22 protein-coding genes are annotated in these 25,624 nt (G+C 58.6%); 11 read left to right on the forward strand and 11 right to left on the reverse strand.

The genetic code is table 11. From position 1 onward, the window contains the following. Window positions 1-23: 23 nt before the first annotated feature. The 3 genes from ACP7BE_RS20700 to ACP7BE_RS20710 are packed head-to-tail and all read left to right on the forward strand — an operon-like array spanning window position 24 to window position 4,836. Window positions 24-989, forward strand: a complete 966-nt coding sequence (locus ACP7BE_RS20700) for an HlyD family secretion protein (RefSeq protein ID WP_095000710.1) — start codon at window positions 24-26, stop codon at window positions 987-989. Beyond that, window positions 986-3,718, forward strand: coding sequence for a ribosome-associated ATPase/putative transporter RbbA (rbbA, locus tag ACP7BE_RS20705; RefSeq protein WP_153327175.1), 2,733 nt, complete (start codon window positions 986-988; stop codon window positions 3,716-3,718). Before ACP7BE_RS20700 ends, rbbA begins: the two co-directional genes overlap by 4 nt. Next, window positions 3,718-4,836 carry an ABC transporter permease gene (locus ACP7BE_RS20710; RefSeq protein WP_095000708.1) on the forward strand — a complete coding sequence of 373 codons (1,119 nt, stop codon included), beginning with the start codon at window positions 3,718-3,720 and terminating at the stop codon, window positions 4,834-4,836. The genes rbbA and ACP7BE_RS20710 overlap by 1 nt, the downstream gene beginning before the upstream one ends. 129 nt (window positions 4,837-4,965) lie before the next feature. Here the strand turns inward: ACP7BE_RS20710 and ACP7BE_RS20715 are convergent, their stop codons facing one another. Together ACP7BE_RS20715 and ACP7BE_RS20720 are read right to left on the reverse strand one after the other, a co-directional pair. After that, window positions 4,966-5,370, reverse strand: coding sequence for a flagellar basal body-associated protein FliL (locus tag ACP7BE_RS20715; RefSeq protein WP_178102583.1), 405 nt, complete (start codon window positions 5,368-5,370; stop codon window positions 4,966-4,968). A gap of 62 nt (window positions 5,371-5,432) precedes the next feature. Beyond that, window positions 5,433-5,804, reverse strand: coding sequence for a hypothetical protein (locus ACP7BE_RS20720; protein WP_426107071.1), 372 nt, complete (start codon window positions 5,802-5,804; stop codon window positions 5,433-5,435). Window positions 5,805-6,163: 359 nt separating this feature from the next. Here ACP7BE_RS20720 and glpT point away from each other — a divergent pair, with 359 nt between their 5' ends. After that, window positions 6,164-7,519 carry a glycerol-3-phosphate transporter gene (gene glpT, locus ACP7BE_RS20725; RefSeq protein WP_095017794.1) on the forward strand — a complete coding sequence of 452 codons (1,356 nt, stop codon included), beginning with the start codon at window positions 6,164-6,166 and terminating at the stop codon, window positions 7,517-7,519. Here the strand turns inward: glpT and ACP7BE_RS20730 are convergent. After that, window positions 7,516-8,163, reverse strand: coding sequence for a gamma-glutamylcyclotransferase (locus ACP7BE_RS20730; protein WP_095000704.1), 648 nt, complete (start codon window positions 8,161-8,163; stop codon window positions 7,516-7,518). The genes glpT and ACP7BE_RS20730 overlap by 4 nt on opposite strands. A gap of 314 nt (window positions 8,164-8,477) precedes the next feature. On the opposite strand from ACP7BE_RS20730, the gene ACP7BE_RS20735 reads away from it, so the two are divergent. Next, window positions 8,478-8,960 (forward strand): sn-glycerol-3-phosphate transporter, encoded by a 483-nt coding sequence (locus tag ACP7BE_RS20735; RefSeq protein ID WP_150628629.1) that lies wholly within the window; start codon window positions 8,478-8,480, stop codon window positions 8,958-8,960. On the opposite strand, the gene ACP7BE_RS20740 is transcribed toward ACP7BE_RS20735, so the two are convergent. The 6 genes from ACP7BE_RS20740 to ACP7BE_RS20765 all read right to left on the reverse strand — a co-directional run bounded on the left by ACP7BE_RS20740 (window position 8,957) and on the right by ACP7BE_RS20765 (window position 16,227). Next, the gene (locus ACP7BE_RS20740; protein WP_095000702.1) at window positions 8,957-9,925 is read right to left on the reverse strand and encodes a CDP-6-deoxy-delta-3,4-glucoseen reductase; all 969 of its coding nucleotides are present in this window, start codon (window positions 9,923-9,925) and stop codon (window positions 8,957-8,959) included. The genes ACP7BE_RS20735 and ACP7BE_RS20740 overlap by 4 nt on opposite strands. After that, window positions 9,925-11,391, reverse strand: coding sequence for a 4-hydroxy-3-polyprenylbenzoate decarboxylase (ubiD, locus tag ACP7BE_RS20745; protein ID WP_095000701.1), 1,467 nt, complete (start codon window positions 11,389-11,391; stop codon window positions 9,925-9,927). The genes ACP7BE_RS20740 and ubiD overlap by 1 nt, the downstream gene beginning before the upstream one ends. Window positions 11,392-11,460: 69 nt before the next feature. Continuing rightward, window positions 11,461-13,455, reverse strand: a complete 1,995-nt coding sequence (locus ACP7BE_RS20750) for an acyltransferase family protein (RefSeq protein ID WP_426107075.1) — start codon at window positions 13,453-13,455, stop codon at window positions 11,461-11,463. Window positions 13,456-13,576: 121 nt separating this feature from the next. Further along, the gene (gene rho, locus ACP7BE_RS20755) at window positions 13,577-14,836 is read right to left on the reverse strand and encodes a transcription termination factor Rho (RefSeq protein WP_016783019.1); all 1,260 of its coding nucleotides are present in this window, start codon (window positions 14,834-14,836) and stop codon (window positions 13,577-13,579) included. Between the two features lie 233 nt (window positions 14,837-15,069). Next, a complete protein-coding gene (gene trxA, locus ACP7BE_RS20760) occupies window positions 15,070-15,399 on the reverse strand; it encodes a thioredoxin TrxA (protein WP_016783018.1) in 330 nt (109 codons plus the stop codon). A 120-nt stretch (window positions 15,400-15,519) separates the two neighbouring features. Continuing rightward, window positions 15,520-16,227 carry a FadR/GntR family transcriptional regulator gene (locus ACP7BE_RS20765; protein ID WP_095000699.1) on the reverse strand — a complete coding sequence of 236 codons (708 nt, stop codon included), beginning with the start codon at window positions 16,225-16,227 and terminating at the stop codon, window positions 15,520-15,522. Window positions 16,228-16,484: 257 nt separating this feature from the next. Here ACP7BE_RS20765 and ACP7BE_RS20770 point away from each other — a divergent pair, with 257 nt between their 5' ends. The 5 genes from ACP7BE_RS20770 (at window position 16,485) to ppx (ending at window position 20,991) form a co-directional block, all read left to right on the forward strand. Continuing rightward, window positions 16,485-17,270: a transporter substrate-binding domain-containing protein gene (locus tag ACP7BE_RS20770; RefSeq protein ID WP_095000698.1), complete on the forward strand. Its 786-nt coding sequence runs from the start codon at window positions 16,485-16,487 to the stop codon at window positions 17,268-17,270. A 21-nt stretch (window positions 17,271-17,291) separates the two neighbouring features. After that, window positions 17,292-17,957, forward strand: coding sequence for an amino acid ABC transporter permease (locus tag ACP7BE_RS20775; RefSeq protein WP_095000697.1), 666 nt, complete (start codon window positions 17,292-17,294; stop codon window positions 17,955-17,957). Continuing rightward, window positions 17,954-18,604, forward strand: coding sequence for an amino acid ABC transporter permease (locus ACP7BE_RS20780; protein ID WP_169916205.1), 651 nt, complete (start codon window positions 17,954-17,956; stop codon window positions 18,602-18,604). The genes ACP7BE_RS20775 and ACP7BE_RS20780 overlap by 4 nt, the downstream gene beginning before the upstream one ends. Beyond that, a complete protein-coding gene (locus ACP7BE_RS20785) occupies window positions 18,591-19,316 on the forward strand; it encodes an amino acid ABC transporter ATP-binding protein (RefSeq protein WP_095000695.1) in 726 nt (241 codons plus the stop codon). Before ACP7BE_RS20780 ends, ACP7BE_RS20785 begins: the two co-directional genes overlap by 14 nt. Window positions 19,317-19,488: 172 nt before the next feature. Further along, window positions 19,489-20,991 carry an exopolyphosphatase gene (gene ppx, locus ACP7BE_RS20790; RefSeq protein ID WP_095000694.1) on the forward strand — a complete coding sequence of 501 codons (1,503 nt, stop codon included), beginning with the start codon at window positions 19,489-19,491 and terminating at the stop codon, window positions 20,989-20,991. Window positions 20,992-21,052: 61 nt separating this feature from the next. Here the strand turns inward: ppx and ppk1 are convergent, their stop codons facing one another. Continuing rightward, the gene (gene ppk1, locus ACP7BE_RS20795; RefSeq protein ID WP_095000693.1) at window positions 21,053-23,290 is read right to left on the reverse strand and encodes a polyphosphate kinase 1; all 2,238 of its coding nucleotides are present in this window, start codon (window positions 23,288-23,290) and stop codon (window positions 21,053-21,055) included. Window positions 23,291-23,744: 454 nt separating this feature from the next. Between ppk1 and ACP7BE_RS20800 the strand changes: the two genes are divergently transcribed. After that, window positions 23,745-24,365 carry a DedA family protein gene (locus ACP7BE_RS20800; RefSeq protein ID WP_086799407.1) on the forward strand — a complete coding sequence of 207 codons (621 nt, stop codon included), beginning with the start codon at window positions 23,745-23,747 and terminating at the stop codon, window positions 24,363-24,365. Here ACP7BE_RS20800 and ACP7BE_RS20805 read toward each other — a convergent pair. Then, the gene (locus ACP7BE_RS20805; RefSeq protein WP_150628911.1) at window positions 24,343-25,581 is read right to left on the reverse strand and encodes a sterol desaturase family protein; all 1,239 of its coding nucleotides are present in this window, start codon (window positions 25,579-25,581) and stop codon (window positions 24,343-24,345) included. The genes ACP7BE_RS20800 and ACP7BE_RS20805 overlap by 23 nt on opposite strands. Between the last annotated feature and the right edge of the window lie 43 nt (window positions 25,582-25,624).

Genomic DNA, 25,624 nt, shown 5'->3' on the forward strand with positions numbered 1-25,624 from the left:
GCTCTGTGACACAGGATGTCGGCATGTCTAGCAATCACCGTATTTCCCATTATTTCGTTATCCCTTTGGCTGTCTTGCTGATCGCAGCAGGCGGGTTCGGTTATTGGAAATCCCAGCACGACCGCCTCCCCGAAGGCATCAGCATGGGCAACGGCCGCCTCGAAGCCACAGAAGTGCAAATCGCAGCAAAAATCCCCGGGCGTCTGGCTGAAGTGCTGGTTGACGAAGGCGACCGGGTAACCCAGGGCCAACTGCTGGCCCGCATGGACACCCGCACCCTGGAAGCCAGTCGTGCGCAAGCTGAAGCCGAAGTGCTGCGCGCCCGCCAGACCCTGGCCGCCAACGAAGCCAACGTGCAACTGCGCCAGAGCGAAAAACTGCTGGCCAGCCAGGAACTCAAGCGCTTTCGCCAACTGTCCCAGCGCGGTTTTGCCAGCGGTCAGCAACTGGATCAGCAACAAGCCCGATTCGACACCAGCAACGCAGCAGTAGTCGCCGCCCAGGCCCAGGTAGCGGCTGCCAAGGCCGCGATTGGTTCATCCCAGGCTCAGGTCGCACAGCTGACCAGCGAAATTGACGACAGCAGCCTGCGCGCACCGATCAACGGCGTGATCCAGCTGCGCCTGGCCGAACCTGGCGAAGTCCTCGGCTCGGGCGGCCGGGTATTTATGATGATTGACCCCGGCGACCAGTACATGAACCTGTACATGCCCGCTTCGGTGGTCGGCAAATTGACTGTGGGTTCTGAGGCACGCATCGTGCTCGACGCCCTGCCCGACCGGGCGCTGCCGGCAAAAATCACTTTTGTCGCAGCCAAATCCCAGTTCACCCCCAAAGAAGTTGAAACCCGCGACGAGCGGCAAAAACTGGTATTCCGGGTAAAGCTGCGCCTCACCGACCCGGGTGCCGTGCCCCAGGCCAAACCGGGCATGCCGGGTGCCGGTTATGTGCGAACCGCCGATGTACCATGGCCGGCTAATCTGCAATGAGTGATCTGGCGCTAAACGCCAGTGGCATCAGCCACAGGTACGGCAGCCAGCAGGCGCTGCTGGACATCACGTTCAGCCTGCCCAAAGGCACGCGCTGCGGGTTGATCGGCCCTGATGGCGCGGGCAAGTCGAGCCTGCTGGGGCTGATTGCCGGGGTCAAGAAGCTCCAGGAGGGCACCCTTGAGGTGCTCGGCGGCCCGATTGATAACCGCCGACATCGCAACACCCTGTACCCACTGATCGCGTTTATGCCCCAGGGCCTGGGTGGCAACCTTTACCCGGAACTGTCGATCAGCGAAAACATCCGCTTTTTCGGCACCCTGTTTGGCCTGTCGAAAGACGACTGCGAGCAACGCATGGCCGAACTGCTCAAGGCCACCGACCTTGAGCGTTTTGCCGAGCGCCCGGCGGGCAAGCTCTCGGGAGGCATGAAACAAAAACTTGGGCTGTGCTGCGCATTGATTCACGAGCCCGACCTGCTGATCCTCGACGAGCCCACCACAGGTGTCGACCCGCTGTCACGCCGACGCTTCTGGGAGCTGGTGGAAGATGTGCGCCGCCAGCGCCCGCAACTGACGCTGCTGGTGGCGACGGCCTACATGGAAGAGGCCGAGCAGTTCGAACACTGCCTGATGCTTGATCGCGGCAAGTTGATTGCCACCGGTCTGAGCCAGGAACTGGCGGCAGTCACCACAACCGGCAAGCTCGACGAGGCCTTCACCCACTATCAGGGTGACAGCGGCCACAGCAGCGAGCCACTGGTGATTCCGCCACGCACCAGCGACAACAGTGATATCGCCATTGAAGCCCACGACCTGACCCTGAAATTCGGCGATTTCACCGCAGTGAACAACGTCAGCTTTGCCATTGGCCGGGGCGAAATTTTTGGCTTTTTGGGCTCTAACGGTTGCGGCAAAACCACCACCATGAAGGTCCTCACCGGGTTGATGCCGGCCACCGAAGGCAGCGCCAAATTGCTGGGCAACCCGGTGAACGCCAAGGATCTGGCCACCCGCAAGCGCGTGGGTTTCATGTCGCAAAGCTTCTCGCTGTACGGCGAGTTGAGCGTGCGCCAAAACCTGGTGCTGCACGCACAACTGTTTGACTTGCCCAAGGCCGAAAGCGAGCCGCGTATCGAAGAATTGATCGAGCGTTTCGATCTCGGCGACGTGGCCACACAACAGTCCGGCGAGTTGCCCCTGGGTTTGCGCCAGCGTCTGTCTCTGGCGGTGGCTGTGCTGCATCGCCCGGAAGTGTTGATCCTCGATGAGCCCACTTCGGGCGTGGACCCGGCCGCCCGCGATGATTTCTGGCGCTTGCTGATCGAGTTGTCCCGCGAGCAAGGGGTGACCATCTTCCTGTCCACACACTTTATGAACGAAGCCCAGCGCTGCGACCGTATCTCGTTGATGCACGCCGGCAAGGTGCTGGCCTGCGACACGCCCGATGCGCTACAACACCAGTTCCACGGCGATACGCTGGAAGCAGCGTTTGTCACCTGCCTGGAACAGGCCCAGAACGACCAGGACGCCAGCGCGGCCTCTTCTCCCGAGCCTGTCGCCACGCCTGCGGTCAATTCGCCGCCACCGGTCAGCAAAAGGGGTTTCAGCCTGACCCGGCTGATTGCCGTGGCCAGTCGCGAATCCAAAGAGTTGCTGCGCGACAAGGTGCGCATGGCCTTTGCCTTGCTGGGCGCGCTGTTCATGATGGTGATTTTTGGCTACGGCATTTCGCTGGACGTGGAAAACCTCGCCTTCGCCGTCTACGACCAGGATCAGAGCCCGCAAAGCCGTGCCTATCTTGAGGCATTCCGTGGCTCGCGGTATTTCGAAGAACACACGCCGATCCGCAGTGCAGATGAGTTGCACAAACGCCTGCAACGCTCGGAAATAAAAATTGCCCTGGAAATCCCCCCGGGGTTCGGCCGGGATTTGTATGCCGGGCGCCAGCCCACGGTTGCCGCATGGCTTGATGGCGGCATGCCGTTTCGCGCCGAAACCAGCCGCAGTTATGTGCAGGCCGTGCATCAGGCCAACCTGGAACAATTGGCCACATTGAGTAGCCAGGCACAAAACCGGCAAGCCTCAGTCAAACTGGAAACCCGTTTCCGCTACAACCAGGATGTGATCAGCGTCAATGCCATCGGCCCCGGCGTCATGGCGCTAATCCTGGCGTTTATCCCGGCCATGCTGACCGCGCTGGGCATCGTGCGTGAAAAAGAGCTGGGCTCCATCACCAACTTCTACGCCACACCCCTGACACGCCTTGAATTCCTGCTGGGCAAACAGGCGCCTTATCTGGCGGTGAGCCTGGTCAACCTGGCGTTGCTGGTGGCCATGAACCGCTGGCTGTTTGGCGTACCGTTCAAGGGCAGCGGCTTGACCCTGGCGCTGGGCGGGCTGCTGTATGTACTGTCGACCACCAGCATGGGCCTGCTGATTTCCGCCTTCACCCGCACCCAGATCGCCGCGATCCTGGGCACCATGATCATCACCAGCCTGCCGACCATTCAGTTTTCCGGGTTGCTGGTGCCGCGCTCCTCACTCGAAGGAGCCTCGGCGGTAATGGGCATGCTGTTCCCGGCCGGGCATTTCCTTGATATCGCAGTAGGCACCTTCACCAAAGCGCTCGACCTGCGCCAACTGTGGCCGCAATGCCTGGCGTTGTTCGGCTTTTTTGTGGCGTTTACCGGGTTGAGCCTGATCATGCTCAAGAAGCAGGAGGTTTGATGCACAAGTTCTCGCACATCCTGCGCCTTGGCCTTAAAGAACTCACCAGCCTGCGCCATGACAGCGTGCTGCTGATGTTCCTGCTCTATGCCTTTACCGTGGCGATTTATATGCCGGCATCGAGCTCGATCATCGGCGTGCACAACGCCAGCGTTGCCATCATTGATGAAGACCATAGCCCTCTGTCACGCAAGCTCAGTGAGTCGCTGCTGCCCCCGGAGTTCAAAACCCCACAAGCCTTGCCTTATGACCAGCTCGATCAGGCCATGGATAACGGCCAATACACCTTTGTGATCAATGTACCGGCCAACTTCCAGGCCGACTTGCTGGCAGGCCGCCAACCCGGCCTGCAGGTCAACGTCGATGCCACCGCCATGAGTCAGGCCTTTATGGGCGCAGGGTATATCGGGCAGATTTTCCAGCGTGAGCTGCTCAACTATGCCGGCCAGGGTGACGCAGCGGCGAAAGCCCCGGCGTTGATCTCCAGCCGGGCATTGTTCAACGCCAATCTGGAAGGCGGATGGTTTCTGGCGGTGATACAGATCGTTAACAACATTACCATCCTGGCCATTGTGCTGACGGGCACCGCGTTGCTGCGCGAGCGCGAACACGGCACCCTCGACCATTTGCTGGTACTGCCGCTGACGGCGCTGGAAATCATGCTGGCAAAAATCTGGAGCAACATGCTGGTGGTGGTGCTGTGCACCTGGGTGTCGCTGGAAGTCATCGTGAAATGGGCGCTGGGCGTGCCACTGTCGGGGTCGCTGACCCTGTTTTTGCTGGTTACCGCGCTGTACCTGTTTGCCAGTACCGCACTGGGGATATTCCTTGCGACCCTGGCCCGCTCAACACCGCAGTTCGGTTTGCTGGCCATCCCGGTGATCATCCCGATGCTCTTGCTCTCGGGCGGCAGTACGCCGCTGGACAGCATGCCCGTGTGGTTGCAATGGGTGATGCAGTGCTCGCCGTCGACCCACTTTGTAAGCCTGAGCGCAGCGATACTGTTTCGCGGTGCGGGTGTGAACGTAGTGTGGCCAGACTTGCTGGCCCTGGCCGGCATCGGCCTGGTGTTCTTCGCCATTGCCCTGGCGCGGTTTCGCAAGAGTCTGGCGTCGTAAGTACGGGCACGGGTTATGTGGGAGCGGGCTTGCTCGCGACAGCTTCACCTCGACGCACCTGAAGTACCGAGGCGCTTGCATCGCGAGCAGGCCTGCTCCCACACAAAAGCCAAGCCCGTAGCTGCGCCTTTACTGAACGATCAAATTGTTGAACAACAGATCGTCCACCATCGGCTTGCCGGTTTCATCGCTCATCACCTGCCGGATCTGCTTCAAGGCTTCCTGGCGCAGCTTCTCCTTGGCCTCGACACTGCCCAGGCTTTCGCTGGTCTGCTGGGTAAACAACCCCACCAGTTGATTACGAATCAACGGGTCATTGGCTTTGACCGCCCTGGCTGCATCGGCACCCGTCACGCGCAAGGAAATATCAGCCTTGTACACCTTGAGCCTGGAACTGCCATCCAGACCGTAGTTACCCACAAATGGCGGGCTAAGACTGATGTAGCTGACCTTGTCGCCACCTTCCTGCGCCTCTTCCCCGACCGCCGCCATCGGCAAAGCCAGGGCCAGCATCAACATGATCCACGCTTTCACAATTCGCTCCTTCATTCGGTGTGGAGGCAAGCATACGGGGCTGCTTGAGGGCCTATCTAGCGTTATCGGCCAGCGGGTGACTTACTTGTGCCTCTGGTTGACATCAGCAGTTTCTGAACGCTCGCGGGCAACATGTCCACAAATGGACGACTGCCTATGCGCCGGCAGGTCTTGACCACCTTTTCCACATCCCTCGATAGCTCGTACATGGCAGTCGATAGCTGGTCGCGTGAATACAGCCCGTCCTCAAACCCTTCAATCAACCGGTTGCGGGTTTGCCTGAACAGCGTCAACTCAGCCAGAGGCAGGTCGACCCCGCGACGCATATAGCCCCTGATTTCCCGGTTTAACTTCAGGCAGGTGACACTGTTGATATCTGGCGCAGGTTCGCCAGCCCACGCAGTAAACGCCACAAACCCCAGCACAAGCTTCATAGCCTTCCCCCGGCGGCGCACCCCCATAGGGCTGCAAAGGGGAAATTCTATTGATGTGCAGGCCAATAGCTCAGTCCTGGAGCTCCGATTCCAGCGTGGGATTGTTCCTATTGAACTTGCATTTAAACCCTACGAAAACATTTGTTGCCGCTGTATTCGCCGAGCCTGTGGATGGTTTTCAGATAGACCAGAGCAGCGAAGCCAGCCTGCTTAGGGTTTTATACCCAGGCGACATGTTCATAAGCGAAAATCGCATGTGGGATTATTCCTTCAGTTCTAAAGGGCAAGGCCTGTCATTTTCAGTAACGAAAATGTAACGTTCGGCACCGCCGATATAACAAGAAATTTGGAACTCTTGAATGTTTGCTTTTTTCCGACCTGCCGTACACCAGGCGCCTCTGCCTGAAGAAAAAATAGACAGCACTTACCGACGACTGCGCTGGCAAATCTTTGCCGGTATCTTTTTTGGCTATGCGGGTTACTACCTGCTGCGCAAAAACTTCTCTCTGGCCATGCCCTACTTGATCGATGAGGGCTACACCCGAGGTCAACTGGGTGTCGCAATGTCAGCGATTGCCATTGCCTACGGCTTATCCAAGTTCCTCATGGGGCTGGTGTCCGACCGCTCTAACCCGCGCTTCTTTTTACCCTTTGGCTTGATGATCTCAGCGGGAGTGATGTTCATTTTCGGTTTCGCACCTTGGGCAACATCCAGCGTGACCATGATGTTCATTTTGCTGTTTATCAACGGCTGGGCGCAGGGCATGGGTTGGCCTCCCAGTGGCCGTACCATGGTGCACTGGTGGTCGCAGAAGGAACGCGGCGGTGTGGTATCGGTGTGGAACGTGGCCCACAACGTGGGCGGTGGTCTGATCGGCCCGCTGTTTTTACTGGGTATGGCCTGGTTCAACGACTGGCACGCGGCCTTCTATGTACCTGCCACGGTGGCGCTGCTGGTGGCGCTGTTTGCGTTTGTCACCATGCGCGACACCCCACAGTCCGTTGGTTTGCCGCCGATCGAGCAGTACAAGAATGATTACCCGGCGGGTTACGACGCCAGCCACGAAGACGAATTCAGCGCCAAAGAGATCTTCGTCAAATACGTGCTGCGTAACAAAATGCTCTGGTATATCGCCCTGGCCAACGTGTTCGTCTACCTGCTGCGCTACGGCGTGCTGGACTGGGCGCCGACCTATCTGAAGGAAGCCAAGCACTTCACGGTGGACACCACGTCGTGGGCTTACTTCTTCTACGAGTGGGCGGGAATTCCGGGCACGCTGCTGTGCGGCTGGATGTCAGACAAGATTTTCCGCGGCAATCGCGGGCTGACCGGCATTGTCTTTATGTCGCTGGTGACCGTCGCAACCCTGGTTTACTGGCTTAACCCGCCAGGCAACCCGACCGTGGACATGATCGCGCTGTTTTCAATCGGCTTCCTGATTTACGGGCCGGTAATGCTGATCGGTTTGCAGGCACTGGAACTGGCACCGAAGAAAGCCGCAGGTACTGCCGCAGGCTTTACAGGGCTGTTCGGCTACCTGGGTGGCTCGGTGGCGGCCAGTGCGGCCATGGGCTATCTGGTTGACCACTTCGGTTGGGATGGCGGCTTTGTGCTGCTGATCAGCGCGTGCCTGCTGGCCATCGCATTCATGATCCCGACACTGCGCCACAAGAACCAGGCCAGCGAAGAACGTGCGGTAACCGCTCCCGCTTAAGGCGCAATCGGTACGCAGCGCTTGAGCCGCGCCTCCAGGTTTCGATCTGGCATGGCGTGGCTGCGCAGGGCACTTACGGTCTGCTCGACATAATCGCGAGTAGTGCCGTAGCGCCCGCTGGCGTTGGCCAACACCTGGCTCAACACGTCATCCGGCAGGTTGCCCGCATAGCTGGGCAAATGCCGCTCCAGCACAAAGCCCAGGGCCTGCACCTGGCTGCCATCGTCCAGTCTGCACGTCAGCCAGTGCGGGCGATACGAGGGCACCGGCATTTCGCGAAGCCACAAGGCATGCAGTGAGGCGTCCAGGTTTTCTTCCGGCAAGCGATAGGCAAAGCCACTGCACGACCCCCCTCGATCCAGACCAAAAACCAGACCTGGCCACTGCGGTGTGCCGCGATGCTCGTGAGACCACAGATACAGCCCGCGATGGTAGCCATGCACCCGCCCACGCACGCGCTCGACCGCCGTGCACTCAGGGCGCCAGATCAATGAACCATAAGCAAATAACCAGACCGGCCCGCCCTGATGGCGCGCCATGGTGCTGTGCACGGAGTTGAGCAGTTGCTCTGGAGTCAACGGTGCCCCGAGATCAAGCTGCGGGGGGTAGATCGAGTTTAAACCAGCAGATTCAATAACAGTCATAACGGGGAAATGGATCCTGCAAACATGACGTAACAGAAACTAATCCACCAATCTTATATCACTGCACACTCAATGATCTGACCAACCGGACAGGCTGCTGACAGGCGCGAAACAGGATAATCAAGCCAGCGACTCAAACCAGGCGAGAATCGGTTACGCGCCAAATAAGCACAAACACCCAATAAGAAAAAGAAAATCCCTACAAGCATATATGACATTGCTTAGGTACTGCCTACACCAATTAAAACAGGATAGGTACCTCTGGATAGCTGTGCACCCTACGCACACTTCAAATAACCACCAGAAGGTGCAAAATGCGAAAAAAAGCTCTCTGCTGCTGTCTACTGATACTCGCATACGCCAGCACAACCCTGGCGCAAGACAATACAACACAGGACGACAAAGGGTTCTGGTACCTGCAAACCAGCGTATATACCCGACACTTTTCACCTGACTCCGAGCACAACAACAATCAGGATTTGATTGGTATTGAACGCAATGAAGCTTCGGGGCTGGTCTATGGAGTGGCCACCTTTCGCAACTCATTCAGCCAGCGATCGTTTTACACCTACGCGGGCAAACGCTTTGATAGCGACACTTATCCTGTTTACTTGAAGTTGACGGGCGGCCTGCTGCAAGGTTACCGCGGCGAGTACAAGAACAAGATTCCCCTCAATCGCTTCGGCGTTGCGCCGGTGATCATTCCCTCAGTCGGCGCCCACTACGGCCCGGTAGCCGCCGAGCTGGTGTTGCTCGGCTTCAATGCCGCCATGATTACCACTGGCGTGCGGTTTTAAGGTCGCGGGCAGTAGGCAAACACGTCGGCACGCATCTGGTGCGCATCCATGCCGGCCGCCACCAGCGCGTCAAGGGTGCCGTAGATCATCGCCGGCGAACCGCTGGCATATACATGCACACTGGCCAGATCGCTGATGTCTTCGCACACGGCTTCATGCAGCATGCCGCAGCGCCCTTCCCAACCACACAAATCACTCACTACCTTATGCAGGAACAGGTTGGGGGTTTTCTCCCATTCAGCCCATTCATCCAGGGTGTAGAAGTCTTCCGGGCGACGCACGCCCCAGTACAAATGCACCGGATGCTTGAAACCCTTGGCACGGCAATGTTCGATCAGGCTGTGCATTTGCGCCATGCCGGTGCCCGCCGCGATCAGCACCAACGGCCCGTCCGGCAATTCAGACAAGTGCGTGTCACCAAACGGCAGCTCCAGGCGAACCATCCTGTTGCGCTGCAACTGCTCGATCAGCTTGCGGGCGCTGTCTTCACGCACCAGTACATGCAACTCCAGGTCGCGCCCCGAGTGCGGTGCGCTGGCCAGCGAGAATGCCGACTTGTCACCGTTTTCACGCTCCAGCATCACGTATTGCCCGGCGTGATAACGCGGCGGCTTGCCCGCAGGTGCGCGCAAGCGCACCCGCCACACATCGCCACCCATATCGACACACTCGGTCAACTGACACGCCAGGCTACGCACCGGTAATTCTCCCAACGCAAGCACGCCATCCCACAACACCACACAGTCTTCAAGCGGGGCCGCCAGGCAGGTATAAAACTCGCCATGATCACGCACGTCTCCCGCCTGCTCGACCTGGCCTTCAACCAGCAAGGCCGCACACACGTGGCAATTACCATTGCGACAGCTCTGCGGGCATTCATAGCCCAGACGCTGCGCCGCATCCAGAATTCGCTCGCCAGGCAAGGTTTCCAGTACCGCACCTGAAGGCTGCAAGGTTACACGCATCAATCTATTCCTAATTGATTCCAGATGTCATCGATGCGGCGAGTGACCGCCTCATCCTTGACGATGACCCGACCCCATTCACGGGTGGTTTCACCCGGCCATTTGTTGGTTGCATCCAGGCCCATCTTCGAACCCAGGCCGGAAACCGGTGAGGCAAAGTCGAGATAGTCGATTGGCGTGTTGTCGATCATTACCGTGTCGCGCTTGGGGTCCATACGCGTGGTAATGGCCCAGATGACGTCGTTCCAGTCGCGGGCATTGATGTCGTCGTCAGTCACGATAACGAATTTGGTGTACATGAACTGGCGCAAAAACGACCACACACCCAGCATTACGCGCTTGGCGTGCCCCGGATACTGCTTTTTCATGGTCACGATGGCCATGCGGTACGAGCAGCCTTCGGGCGGCAAGTAGAAGTCGGTGATTTCAGGAAACTGCTTTTGCAGGATCGGTACAAACACTTCGTTGAGCGCCACGCCCAAAATTGCCGGCTCATCCGGTGGACGGCCGGTGTAGGTGCTGTGATAGATCGGTTTGACCCGATGAGTGATGCGCTCGACAGTAAACACCGGGAAGCTGTCCACTTCGTTGTAGTAACCGGTGTGGTCGCCGTACGGGCCTTCGGGCGCCATCTCGCCAGGGTGGATCACGCCTTCAAGGATGATCTCGGCAGTGGCCGGCACTTGCAGGTCGTTGCCGCGGCACTTCACCAGTTCGGTACGATTGCCCCGCAGCAAGCCGGCAAAAGCGTATTCCGACAGGCTGTCGGGCACCGGGGTCACGGCGCCGAGAATGGTCGCCGGGTCTGCGCCCAGGGCCACGGATACCGGGAATGGCTGGCCGGGGTGTTTTTCGCACCAGTCACGGTAGTCCAGTGCACCGCCTCGGTGGCTCAACCAGCGCATGATGACCTTGTTGCGGCCAATCACCTGCTGACGATAGATACCGAGATTCTGCCGGTCCTTGTTAGGGCCTTTGGTCACGGTCAGGCCCCAGGTAATCAGGGGCGCCACGTCGCCCGGCCAGCAATGCTGCACCGGCAGCATGGCGAGGTCTACGTCATCCCCCTCAATGACCACTTCCTGGCACACCGCGTCCTTGACGACTTTCGGGGCCATGGCAATGATCTTGCGGAAGATCGGCAACTTGGACCACGCATCCTTCAGACCTTTAGGCGGCTCGGGCTCCTTGAGGAACGCCAGCAGCTTGCCGATTTCCCGCAGCTCGCTGACAGACTCGGCGCCCATGCCCATTGCCACGCGCTCTGGCGTGCCGAACAAATTGCCGAGCACCGGAATCGTGTGGCCAGTCGGGTTTTCGAACAGCAAAGCCGGGCCTTTGGCACGCAGCGTGCGGTCGCAGATTTCAGTCATCTCCAGGACTGGAGAAACGGGAATCTGGATGCGTTTCAATTCTCCGCGCTGCTCTAGCTGCTGCACGAAATCCCGAAGATCCTTGAATTTCATTGACGGTGGCACCCCTAAAATAGGCGTACATCCTACCTGCTATGCCGGCCGCTGGCAGCTTATCGCTGCTCAGCGGGCGGTATTGGCCTGCTCCGGGGCACGCAACGCCAGATCATCGAACAGCGGGGCCAATGCCGGGAGAACCAGGCGAGCGCCGATTTCGGACAAGTGATTGTCATCGGTATACAACGAATGACCGTCCTGTTCGGCCCGGCACAACCCCGAGGCATCACACAACTGCGGGGTCGGGTCCAGTACCTGCACATTGGAATCAGCAGCCGCGATATCGGCAAACAGCCGGTTGATAAACGCTTTTTGCCTGAGGTGGTCTTCAACCGGCATGCCGACTTCGGCGGTTGGCTGGTGCAGCATCGCCAGGCGGCTCAGGCGGTACGGCGGATTGAACGGTTGCAACGGCGCCTCCTTCATCAGCCATACGCGGTACCCGGCCTTGCGCAATTGCTCGACCCTCGCCCGCAAGGCATCGGCCAACCGTTGTTCGGCGACCGCGCGGTCATAGTGGCCATTGCCATCGCGCAACGCATGGCCGTGATCGCCCTTGGCATCGCCATACAAGTACAGGCTCCAGCGGGCTACCAGCAGGATGTCGCGCACTGGCTCGGTCGCCAGGGTGCGCTCGACACGACGATTGTAATCGGCGCACCGCGTACCGTGCTCCAGCCCCTCAAGCGGCAGGCAACCGGCCGAACTGGCCAGCATCACATTGACGCCATGCTGGCGGGCGCTTTCTTCCAGTGCCGGGATCAGGGCCGTGGCGTGGCTGTCGCCCCACACCAGCAACTGAGCCGGCGCGGCGGGCGATAGTCCGTAACGGCAGAACGGCGTGTCGGCCGGGCTCTTGTCATCGGTGATGCAGGCCATCAGCTCAGGTCGCCATTCGCTGGCCCGCGCATATTGCAACGCCTGCTCGGACAAACGCGACGGCAGGCCATCGGTCCAGCGCAGCGCCTGGCCGGCGATACCCAACACCAGAATGCCCAAGCCCGCCGCGATGAGAATCTGACGACGGCCAGCCAATATTCGACGCTCACGAAACGGCGTTTCGACAAAACGCCAGGACAGATAGCCGAGGATCAACGTCAGCGCAATCAACCCGCCCGTCAGCACGGGACCAAACTCCTCCGCGCCGGCATAACTGCCAAACACGAAAACCGGCCAGTGCCACAAATACCAGGAATAGGAAATCAGCCCGAGCCCGACCATTAGCCGCGTGCTCAACACACGCCCGACCCAGGTGCTCTGATGCTCATTGGCCCAGATCAGGGCCACCACGCCCAGCACGGGCAGCAACGCCGCTGCACCCGGGAACGGTGTGCTGTTGTCATAGCCGAACACGGCAACAAGAATCAGCCCCATGCCCAACAGGCTGATAGCTTGCGCTGCCGCCGGGGTCAGACGCTTCTGGCTGGCAGGCGCAATCGCCAGCATGGCACCGGCCAGCAGTTCCCATGCCCGCATCGGCAACAGGAAAAACGCTTTCTCGGGATGCTGGGCCACGGCCCAGACGCTGAGCCCGAACGACACCAGCAACAGGCTGAACAAAGCCAGCCGCCAGTGCTTGAATCGGCTGGACAGCAGGGTCAGCAGCAAGGGAAAGACAATATAGAACTGTTCCTCAACCGCCAGCGACCAGGTATGCAGCAGCGGTTTTAGATCGCTGGCCGCATCGAAATAGCCCTCCTGGCGCATAAACAGCAGGTTGGAAACGAACATCACCTGGTAGCGCACCGAACGCCCCAGCTCTTCGTAGTCCTTGGGTGCCATCAGGAACCAGCCCACAGCCAGCACGGCGGCCATCATCACGAACAAGGCCGGCAGGATTCGCCGCGCGCGACGGGCCCAAAACTCGACAAAACTGAAGCGTGCCGCCTCACGCTGGCGCCAGATGATCGAGGTAATCAAATAACCGGAAATGACGAAGAACACATCGACGCCAACGAATCCGCCTGAAAAGCCCGGCACACCAAAGTGGAACAGTACTACGGCAATCACGGCAACAGCTCGCAGGCCATCAATGTCCCTGCGATAAACAAGAGAAGTCATATACGCTCAATTTCGCTAATACATTGTTTTTATTGACCGAAGTTAAGCACAAACCTTCCTTTTTTTTTGGCATAAAAAAGGCGCCCTCGCGGGGCGCCTGATTTTTGTGCGAGAAACCGTGTTACTTGCGTTTCATCGACAAGAAGAACTCATCGTTAGTCTTGGTCTGCTTAAGCTTGTCGACCAGGAACTCGATGGCTGCAACTTCGTCCATCGGGTGCAACAGCTTGCGCAGGATCCACATGCGTTGCAACTCGTCGTCTGCAGTCAGCAACTCTTCACGGCGGGTACCGGAGCGGTTGATGTTGATCGCAGGGAAGACGCGTTTTTCAGCGATCTTGCGGTCCAGAGGCAGTTCCATGTTGCCAGTGCCTTTGAACTCTTCGTAGATCACTTCATCCATCTTCGAGCCGGTTTCAACCAGCGCGGTAGCGATGATGGTCAGCGAGCCGCCTTCTTCGATGTTACGCGCAGCACCGAAGAAACGCTTTGGCTTCTCAAGGGCGTGAGCATCGACACCACCGGTCAGTACCTTGCCGGAGCTCGGGATAACGGTGTTGTAGGCACGGGCCAGACGGGTGATGGAGTCGAGCAGGATCACCACGTCCTTTTTGTGTTCGACCAGGCGCTTGGCCTTCTCGATCACCATTTCGGCAACCTGCACGTGGCGGGTTGGTGGCTCGTCGAAGGTGGAAGCAACCACTTCGCCGCGAACGGTACGCTGCATTTCGGTTACTTCTTCAGGGCGCTCGTCGATCAACAGAACGATCAAGTGCACTTCAGGATTGTTACGCGAAATGTTCGACGCGATGTTCTGCAGCATGATGGTCTTGCCCGCTTTTGGCGGAGCAACGATCAGACCACGCTGACCTTTACCGATCGGAGCACAGAGGTCGATCACGCGACCGGTCAGATCTTCGGTGGAACCGTTACCGATTTCCATCTTCATGCGTACGGTCGGGAACAACGGGGTCAAGTTCTCGAAGAGAATCTTGTTTTTCGCGTTCTCGGGACGATCGTAGTTGATCGTGTCGACTTTCAGCAGTGCGAAGTAACGCTCGCCTTCTTTTGGCGGGCGGATTTTACCGACGATGGTGTCGCCGGTGCGCAAGTTGAAGCGTCGAATCTGGCTAGGCGAGACGTAGATATCGTCAGGGCCTGCCAGGTACGAGGCGTCAGCGGAGCGAAGGAAGCCGAAGCCGTCCTGGAGAATCTCCAGCACGCCATCACCGGAGATTTCCTCGCCGCTTTTCGCGTGCTTTTTGAGCAGGGAGAAAATCACGTCCTGCTTGCGCGAACGGGCCATATTTTCTATGCCCATCTGTTCGGCCAATTCGAGCAGTTCGGTAATCGGCTTTTGCTTGAGTTCAGTCAGGTTCATATAGGAATGACGTAATCATTTATGGGGAGGGAAATTAAGCTTTGGGCTTAATGAGGCCGCGCCGCAGAGAAGGCGACAGGATCGCGTACTAATTCGATAAGGAGTGCGTCGGCGACGGCTTGCAGGGGGCAATGGAGAAACCAGTGCGGGGCCGAATGTACCACTTGAGTTTCATAGCGTCTAGTCCTTGAGCCATGAAAAAGCCCCGCATTTAGCGGGGCTTTTATCGACGCTTAGATATTGGCGTCGAGGAATGCAGCCAACTGCGACTTCGACAGCGCACCGACCTTGGTGGCTTCAACGTTGCCGTTCTTGAACAGCATCAGCGTAGGAATACCGCGTACGCCGTGCTTGGCCGGGGTTTCCTGGTTTTCATCAATGTTCAGCTTGGCAACAGTCAGCTTGCCTTTGTAAGTCTCTGCGATCTCGTCCAGAACCGGCGCGATCATTTTGCAAGGGCCACACCATTCAGCCCAGTAGTCGACCAGTACAGCGCCTTCAGCCTTGAGAACATCGGCCTCAAAGCTAGCGTCGGTGACGTGTTTAATAAGATCGCTGCTCATGGAAGTCTCCGTGGTTGTAAGCAAAAACGTAGCACATCATAGCTGTCATCACCGCGTTCAGGAAGGTGAGGGACGATTGACTCTCACTATAGTGGTGCATGAGTGCAGATATCGCCCGTTTCAGGAGCCGTCGGGGGTGACGAAGGCAATCCCGGTTCGCGAGGCAGCCTGGCGAATGTGCTCGCTCATGGCCTTTTGTGCAGGGCCGCTGGCATGACGGGCCAGGGCCCGGAGGATTTTGCGGTGCTCCTGCCAGGTTTCCATGGCCCGCTCCGGGCGGATAAACGGCAGCTTCTGGCTTTCCAGAAAAATATCGCCACGGGTGATCAGCATAGTGGCCATTGCCTGATTGCCACTGGCACGCAGGATCAGTTGATGGAACTCGAAGTCCAGCTGCGCGGCACGCTCAAAATCCCCGGCGCGTAACTCATGGCGCATTGCCTCGACATTGTCCTGCAACACATCCAGTTCGTCGCGGGTCAAGCGCACCGCCGCCAGCCCCGCAGCGAAACCTTCCAGTGCGTATCGCAGCTGGAAAATATCCTGCGGGCAGGCCTGGGCTGCATAGGGCCAGTCCGTAACCGGAACAACCGGGACATCTGCTTGCGCGGCCTGCACATACACGCCTTTACCCGGCTGCACACTGATCACGCCCAGGGCACTGAGCGAAGATAACGCCTCGCGCAGCGATGCCCGGCTGACCCCCAACTGCACCGCCAGCTCGCGCTGCGACGGCAAGGCATCTCCCGGCGCAAAAGCGTTTTCGGCGATCAATTTACGAATGGCCAGCAATGCCACTTCGGGTACGGCCCGTGCGCTTGAATTCATCACAACTCGGCTTGATCGGCTCAGGAAAGGCGTAGTTGTAAAGCTATTGCCAACGCTCGGCAAGTCACGCCCCAAGCCGGTTCAAGCCCTGTGAGAAACGCCCGATAGAGGTGCAAAAAACGTCATCACTGTTCAGACCAGTCAGACCGCCGCATGCCTTCTGAAATCAGCCCTGGCGGTCATAAAAGCCCTGTTGGCATGGCCTGTGCTCTGGCTCAACGGCGCACACCACCGCGCGCCCTTTCCGGAGAATTGCCATGACCCAGCGTTACAGCGCCTTGATTTGCGCCTTGTTCGCCAGCCTGATGCTGAGCCAGGCCCCGGCCCACGCCAGTGACCTCGATGAGGTGATGGCACGCGGCACCCTCAAGGTCGCAGTCCCCCAGGATTTTCCGCCCTTCGGCTCGGTCGGCCCGGACATGCAGCCTCGCGGGCTGGATATCGACACCGCCAAATTGCTGGCCGATCAGCTCAAGGTCAAACTTGAACTGACGCCCGTAAACAGCACCAACCGTGTGCCCTATCTGACCACCGGCAAAGTCGATGTAGTGATTTCCAGCTTGGGCAAAAACCCGGATCGTGAAAAAGTCATCGATTTTTCCCACGCTTATGCGCCGTTCTACCTTGGCGTATTTGGCCCGCCAGACGCGCAGATCAAGACCCTGGATGACCTCAAGGGTAAAACCATCAGCGTGACCCGTGGCGCCATCGAAGACATCGAACTGACCAACGTGGCGCCAGCCGGCGTGACCATCAAACGCTTCGAAGACAACAACTCGACCATCGCCGCGTATCTGGCAGGCCAGGTGGACCTGATCGCCAGCGGCAACGTGGTGATGGTCGCCATCAGCGAACGCAACCCCAAGCGCATCCCGGCCATGAAACTCAAGCTCAAGGATTCACCGGTCTACGTCGGCGTGAACAAGGGCCAGCCCGAGTTGCTGGACAAGGTGAACCAGATTCTGGCCACGGCCAAGGCTGACGGCAGCCTGGAAAAAAACGCGCTGCAATGGCTTAAAGAGCCGCTGCCAGCTGACCTCTGACACTTTGCGACGGGGTCAATCATGGCTTATCAGTTCGACTTTTTACCGGTGCTGCAAAACAGCGACCTGTTATTACGCGGCGCCCTGTTTACCCTTGAACTGACAGCGATCGGCACAGTATTCGGCGTCAGCCTGGGGATTGTCGGCGCCGTGGTCCGGGCGTGGAATATTCGACCTTTCGCTGCGTTGTTCGGGTTGTATGTCGAGTTGATCCGCAACACGCCGTTTCTGGTGCAGCTATTTTTTATCTTTTTCGGCTTGCCGGGCCTGGGTGTGCATATCAGCGAGTGGCAGGCCGCGGTGCTGGCGATGGTGATCAACCTGGGTGCCTATTCCACGGAAATTATCCGCGCAGGTATTCAGGCGATCCCCAAAGGTCAGCTGGAAGCAGCATCTGCACTGGCCATGAGCCGATTCGAGGCGTTCCGCCATGTGGTCCTGCAACCGGCGCTGGCCAAGGTTTGGCCAGCTCTGAGCAGCCAGATCATCATCGTGATGCTCGGCTCGGCGGTCTGCTCGCAAATTGCCACTGAAGAGCTGAGCTTTTTTGCCAATTTCATTCAGTCACGCAATTTTCGCAGCTTCGAAACCTACGTCCTGACCACCCTGATTTACCTGTGCATGGCCTTGTTGATCCGCCAGTTACTGAACTGGTTCGGCCGCCGCTACCTGAGCAGGAGTCGCTGATGGATTTCACGTTCTGGGACATCGTGCGTAACTTGCTGACGGGTTTGCAGTGGACAGTCGCCCTGTCTCTTGTTGCGTTTATCGGCGGCGGCTTTATCGGCTTGCTGGTGTTGCTGATGCGCATTTCCAAAAGCCGCTTCGCCCGCACTCTGGCGCGCGGTTATATAGAGCTGTTCCAGGGTACGCCCCTGCTGATGCAGCTGTTTTTGATCTTCTTTGGCATTGCCCTGCTGGGCATCGATATTTCGCCGTGGATGGCCGCGGCCCTGGCGCTGACATTGTTCACCAGTGCCTACCTGGCCGAGATCTGGCGCGGCTGCGTCGAGTCGATTGCCCACGGCCAGTGGGAGGCCTCGGCCAGCCTGGCACTCAGCCCGCTGGAGCAATTGCGCTACGTGATCCTGCCGCAAGCCTTGCGGGTCGCCATCGCGCCGACCGTCGGCTTTTCGGTGCAGGTCATCAAAGGCACTGCCGTGACCTCGATTATTGGATTCACCGAATTGACCAAGACCGGCAGCATGCTGGCCAATGCCACCTTCGAGCCTTTCATGGTCTATGGCCTGGTGGCTCTGGGTTACTTCCTCTTGTGCTACCCCCTGTCGCTCAGTGCGCGCTATCTGGAAAGGAGACTGCATGCCTCTGCTTAGAGTTACCGCCCTGCATAAATACTACGGCGACCACCACGTGCTCAAAGGCATCGACCTGACGGTCGAACAGGGCCAGGTGGTCGCTATCATTGGCCGCAGCGGCTCGGGCAAGAGTACCTTGCTCAGAACCCTGAACGGGCTGGAGTCCATTAACGACGGGGTGATTGAGGTCGATGACGAATACCTGGATGCCGCCCGCGCAGACTTGCGAAGCCTGCGCCAGAAGGTCGGCATGGTGTTTCAGCAGTTCAATCTGTTCCCGCACCTGAGCGTGGGCGAAAACGTCATGCTGGCCCCGCAAGTGGTGCAAAAGGTGCCCAAAGCCAAGGCCGCCGAACTGGCGCGCCAGATGCTGGAACGGGTGGGGCTGGGCGACAAGTTCGACGCCTTCCCGGAGCGCCTGTCGGGCGGTCAACAGCAGCGGGTGGCGATTGCCCGGGCTTTGGCCATGTCACCCAAGGTGCTGTTGTGTGATGAGATCACCTCGGCCCTCGACCCGGAGCTGGTCAATGAAGTGCTCAGCGTGGTGCGTCAGCTGGCCCGTGAAGGCATGACGCTGATCATGGTCACCCACGAGATGCGTTTTGCCCGTGAAGTTGGCGACAAACTGGTGTTTATGCACCAGGGCAAGGTGCATGAAGTGGGTGACCCCAAAGTGCTGTTCGCCAACCCGCAAACCCCGGAACTGGCGAATTTCATCGGAACGTTGTAGTCACTGACGAGGTACGAGGCTACGGGAATCGTAGAGCCTGAAAACACGAGGCCTCGGATAACAGCTAACCTCATTGCTTTCGTGCTCCACATCAAGGCAGGTGATATCACGCGTTGGCGCGAGCCTTTGATCGTGGCACGATGGCCGGGTTATCGACCGAGACCCCTCAACCATGCCCCAATCCCAAGCAAGGAATCCGTCCCTGATCGCCGCCATTGATCTGGGTTCTAACAGCTTTCACATGGTGGTGGCCAAGGCCCAGAACGGCGAAATCCGCATACTTGAGCGTCTTGGTGACAAGGTGCAGTTAGCTGCCGGCATCGACGAAGAACGCAAGCTCAGCGAAGAATCCATGCAGCGCGGGCTCGATTGCCTCAAGCGTTTCGCCCAACTGATCAACGGTATGCCGTTGGGTGCCGTGCGTATTGTGGGAACCAACGCATTGCGCGAGGCGCGCAACCGCAACGAGTTTATCGTGCGTGCCGAAGAGATCCTGGGTCACACCGTTGAAGTGATTTCCGGTCGTGAAGAAGCGCGCCTGATCTACCTGGGTGTGTCCCACACCCTCGCCGACACGCCGGGCAAACGCCTGGTGGCCGACATCGGCGGCGGCAGTACCGAGTTCATCATTGGCCAGCGTTTTGAGCCCCTGCTACGCGAAAGCCTGCAAATGGGCTGCGTCAGCTTTACCCAGCGCTATTTCCGCGACGGCAAGATCACCCCGGCACGCTACGCCCAGGCCTACACGGCTGCACGCCTGGAAATCATGAGCATCGAGCACGCCCTGCACCGCCTGACCTGGGATGAGGCCATCGGCTCTTCGGGTACCATTCGGGCCATTGGCCTGGCGCTCAAGGCGGGCGGTCATGGTAACGGCGAAGTAAACGCCGAAGGCCTGTCCTGGCTCAAGCGCAAGCTGTTCAAGCTGGGCGACGCGGACAAGATCGACTTCGAAGGCATCAAGCCCGACCGTCGCGCCATCTTCCCGGCCGGGCTGGCGATTCTTGAAGCAATCTTCGACGCCCTTGAACTGCAACGTATGGATCACTGTGACGGCGCCCTGCGCGAAGGCGTGCTGTACGACCTTCTGGGCCGCCATCACCACGAAGACGTGCGTGAGCGCACCCTCAGCTCGCTGATGGACCGTTACCATGTCGATCGCGAGCAAGCCGCACGGGTTGAACGCAAGGCGCTGCGCGCCTTCGATCAAGTGGCCAAGTCGTGGGGCCTCAAGGACGGTGTATGGCGTGAACTGCTGAGCTGGGCGGCCAAGGTGCATGAAGTCGGGCTGGACATTGCCCACTATCATTACCACAAGCACGGCGCCTACTTGATAGAGCACTCCGACCTGGCTGGTTTCTCACGCGAAGACCAGCAAATGCTCGCGCTGCTGGTGCGCGGCCATCGTCGCAACATTCCTAAAGACAAGTTCGCCGAATTTGGCGAAGACGGCATCAAGCTGATTCGCCTGTGCGTGCTGTTGCGCTTTGCGATCCTGTTCTACCACATCCGTGGCAACCAGGAAGCCTCGCAGGTGAAGCTGCGCGCCGAGGGCGATCACCTGGACGTCATCTTCCCCGACGGCTGGCTGGAACAGAACCCGCTGACCCAGGCTGACTTCGAACAAGAAGCGCAATGGCTGACCCGGGTCGGAATTGTGCTGACGGTTTCCTGACCGGGCACAACTCAAACCAACTGTGGGAGCGAGCAGGCTCGCTCCCACAGTCGTTACAGCGTTATACCGATGGCCCGGTACTCACGGCCAGTACCGGCAGGCTCAGACGCTCAAGCAGCGTGGCTTGCGCACTGCGCGGGTTCTGGTTGCCCGTTGGCGTATTGCGGATATACCGCCCGTCCGACTGAAGGCTCCAGCTGTGGGTGTTGTCCGTCAGATAGCACTCAAGCTCCTTCTTGACCCGCAGAATCAGCTTTTTACCCTCGACCGGGAAGCACGTCTCAACACGTTTATCGAGATTGCGCTCCATCCAGTCGGCACTCGACAGGAACATCTGCTCCTCGCCGCCATTGAGGAAGTAGAACACCCGTGTGTGCTCCAGGAAGCGACCGATGATCGAACGCACATGAATATTGTGCGAAACGCCGGCAATCCCGGGACGCAGGCAGCACATCCCGCGTACCACCAGATCAATACGCACGCCGGACTGACTGGCCTTGTACAGCGCACGGATGATTTTCGGATCGGTCAGCGAGTTGAACTTGGCGATGATATGCGCCGGTTTGCCTTCAACAGCGAACTGGGTCTCGCGGGCAATCATGTCCAGCATGCCCTTTTTCAAAGTGAAAGGCGCATGCAGCAGTTTTTTCATGCGCAGCGTCTTGCCCATGCCGATCAACTGGCTGAACAACTTGCCGACGTCTTCACACAGCGCGTCGTCGGAGGTCAGCAAGCTGTAGTCGGTGTAAAGCTTGGCGTTGCCGGCGTGGTAGTTGCCGGTACCCAGATGCGCGTAACGCACGATCTCCCCCGCCTCACGGCGCAGAATCAGCATCATCTTGGCGTGGGTCTTGAAACCGACTACGCCATAGATCACTACCGCACCGGCAGCTTGCAGGCGACTGGCCAGTTGCAGGTTGGACTCTTCGTCAAAGCGCGCACGCAGCTCGATCACCGCGGTTACTTCTTTACCGTTACGCGCCGCATCAACCAGCGCATCAACGATTTCCGAGTTGGCGCCGCTGCGGTACAGGGTCTGGCGTACGGCCAGCACATGCGGATCCTTGGCAGCCTGGCGAAGCAAGTCGACGACCGGAGTAAACGACTCAAACGGGTGCAGCAGCAAGATGTCCTGTTTGCTGACCACGCTAAAAATGTTCTCGCTGTTCTGCAACAGCTTGGGAATCGCCGGGGTAAACGGCGTGTATTGCAGCTCAGGGTGGCTGTCGAGGCTGGTGATGCTGAAAAGGCGTGTCAGGTTGACCGGACCATTCACCTGATACAACTCGGTCTCATGCAGGCTGAACTGCTTGAGCAGGTAGTCGGACAGATGCTTGGGGCATGTGTCGGCCACTTCCAGGCGTACGGCATCGCCGTATCGACGCGAGAACAACTCGCCACGCAGCGCACGGGCCAGGTCTTCAACATCTTCGGTATCAACCGCCAGATCGGCGTTACGGGTCAGGCGGAACTGGTAGCAGCCTTTCACCTTCATGCCTTGAAACAGGTCATCGGCGTGGGCGTGAATCATCGACGACAGGAACACATAGTTGTCGCCTGCCCCACCCACGTCTTCAGGCAGTTTGATCACGCGTGGCAACAGACGCGGTGCCGGGATGATCGCCAGGCCTGAATCACGACCAAAGGCATCGATGCCTTCCAGCTCGACGATAAAGTTCAGGCTCTTGTTCACCAGCAACGGGAACGGGTGCGTCGGGTCCAGGCCAATCGGCGTGATGATCGGCGCGATTTCGTCGCGGAAGAACTTGCGTACCCACGCCTTGATCTTGGTGTTCCAGTGCCGGCGACGGATAAAGCGCACCTGATGCTTTTCAAGCTCGGGCAACAGAATGTCGTTGAGGATCGCGTACTGGCGATCCACATGGCCGTGGACCAGTTCGCTGATGCGGGCCAGCGCCTGATGCGGCTGCAAGCCATCGGCACCGGCCTGCTCACGGGCGAAGGTGATTTGTTTTTTCAGGCCTGCGACACGAATTTCGAAAAACTCATCCAGGTTGCTGGAAAAAATCAGCAGAAACTTCAAGCGTTCAAGCAGCGGATAGGACTCATCCAGCGCTTGTTCCAATACGCGAATGTTGAACTGTAATTGCGACAACTCACGATGGATGTACAGGCTGCTGTCATCAAGGCCAGGAACGGCAATCGCCGGATGCACCGCCGCGTGCGACTCGGCCGCAGCAGGCGCATGGGCTTGCTGTTCAGGCGGGGTTTCAGGGACTGGCTCAACAATCGGCTGAGCTTCAGTGGCAACGATTTCAGCAAGTCCTTCGGTATTCATTGAATGTTCCTGTAAGAGCGGGTTTGACTCTCGTAACAGTTAAGCGACACCAGCAGTCAAGTTGTCAGAATGCCATCAACGCCTGTGGGTTTAAACCGCTCCCGGGCGCTTTATGCGGGCCAGAGACTGGTTAGAGGCCGATTTGTCGAAATTGTTTCCTGGGCAACCGACGCAGACACTGCGGGAGCGGGCTTGCTCGCGATTCAAACACCGCAGAGTTTCAGATTGACTGAGTCAACCCCATCGCAGTCAAGCCAGCTCCCACAGGTTCGAAGCAATAATCACCTGCGCGCATGGTTATAACGCTTCGCCATGAACACTAGATGACAACGCTAATGATGTAGGTCAAATACACATGATTTGTAGGACTTGTTAACGCAAAGTCACATTTCGATACTTTCCCGAACGTCCCTTAAGGCGTAGGCTGCGCGTTCATTTCGCCAGCATCCAGACAATGCTCCAACAATTTCTTCAAGAATTCGGCTACTTCGCCCTGTTTCTAGGGACGTTCTTTGAAGGTGAGACCATTCTGGTTCTCGCAGGCTTCTTGGCGTTCCGCGGATACATGGATCTCAAACTGGTCATGATCGTGGCATTCCTCGGCAGTTATGCCGGTGATCAGCTGTGGTACTTCCTGGGGCGCAAGCACGGCCGCAAACTGTTGGCGCGCAAACCGCGCTGGCAACTTATGGGCGACAAGGCGCTGGAGCACATTCGCAGGCACCCGGATATCTGGGTCCTGAGTTTCCGCTTCGTCTACGGCCTGCGTACCGTCATGCCCGTGGCAATCGGCCTGTCAGGCTACCCTCCGGGCCGCTATTTGCTGCTCAACGGCATTGGTGCGGCCATCTGGGCCATTGCCCTGGCTACCGCCGCCTATCACTTTGGCGCCGTGCTCGAAGGCTTGCTGGGCAACGTCAAGAAATATGAGCTGTGGGTGCTCGGTGCCTTGCTCCTGATCGGCCTGTGCCTGTGGGCCCGACGCCGCTTCAAGAATGCACGCCTGGCCAGACAGACCGCTCTTGAAGAGAAAAACAAGAGCAACGCCGAAGTCAGCAACCCGCCAGCCGAGTGATACGGTTTCTGCACACGTAGAGCCCCATCACGCTCAACAGGGTGTAACTGGACAGGCCGACCCAGCCCAATGCGCTGGCCGGCCACAGACCGGCCACAGGGGCCAGCCAGACCAGTGGCAGGTTGAGCGCCAGGCGCAGCCACTCAAGTTTCAGCGCCCAGGGCCGGTTCTCCAGACCTGCCCCCAGCACAAACAGCCCCAACGCCATATACCCCCAGCCCAGCATCAGCGCCTGGGGCGACAACGTCTCGCCCAGATTCAGCAAATAACTGCCCAGCGCCAGATAAACTGCAAATTGCGCCGCGATATACACCTGTTGGCGCCGTGCCAGTGGCACCTCGAATTTTACAAACCGGCTCAGGTCCGGCTTGTTTATCGGGTACTTCGCCGCTACATCCGCCGGACGCCAGCCCGTGGGCATAAACCATATCCGCAGCTTGTCCCGCCAGCGCTCGGTGCGCTGCGCATCAGCCAGCAACTGGCCATAGAACTGCCAGTTGGCCCACAGCGGATTCCAGCTTTGCAGCGGTGTGGTCACGCCGAAAATCACCGGTTCGGCGTCGTCTTCTTCCTGAAAAGTGCCGAACAAACGGTCCCAGACAATGAACACTCCACCGTAATTGCGATCCATATACAGAGCATTCTGCGCATGGTGAGCCCGATGATTGGAAGGTGTCACAAACAACCACTCGAACCAGCCCAGCTTGGGCACATGGCGGGTATGGACCCAGAACTGATAGAGCAGGTTGACGGTGGCCACGGTGACAAATACCGGCAGCGGCACACCCAGCACCGCCATTGGCAGGTAAAAGACCCAACCAAGCACAAACCCGGTGCTGGTTTGGCGCAGGGCGGTGGACAGGTTGTAGTCTTCGCTCTGATGATGCACCGAATGCGCGGCCCAGAGCACGTTGCGCTCATGCCCCAGGCGGTGGTGCCAGTAGTAGCAAAAATCGTAGAAGACAAACGCAAACAGCCACACCCACAGACTGTCTTCGGGCAATTGCAGCAGCGCCAGATATTTCAGTGCCAGCGCGTAGGTGATCAGCCCCACGCCTTTGGTCAGCAAACCGGTGGTGGTCGACAGCACACCGGCGCTCAGGCTGCTGATAGTGTCAGCCAGGCGATAGGTGTGCATTGCGCGCCAGCGGTCGGCCAGCAGCTCGACAGCAATCAGCACAAAGAAAAACGGTACGGCATACAGAATCAGCTTCATGGCACACCCCGAGCGGTATTCCATCAAGCGTAGGCGCACTTGC

Source organism: Pseudomonas sp. TWR1-1-3, from assembly GCF_049896805.1.
Taxonomy (GTDB): Bacteria; Pseudomonadota; Gammaproteobacteria; order Pseudomonadales; family Pseudomonadaceae; genus Aquipseudomonas; species Aquipseudomonas bubulae.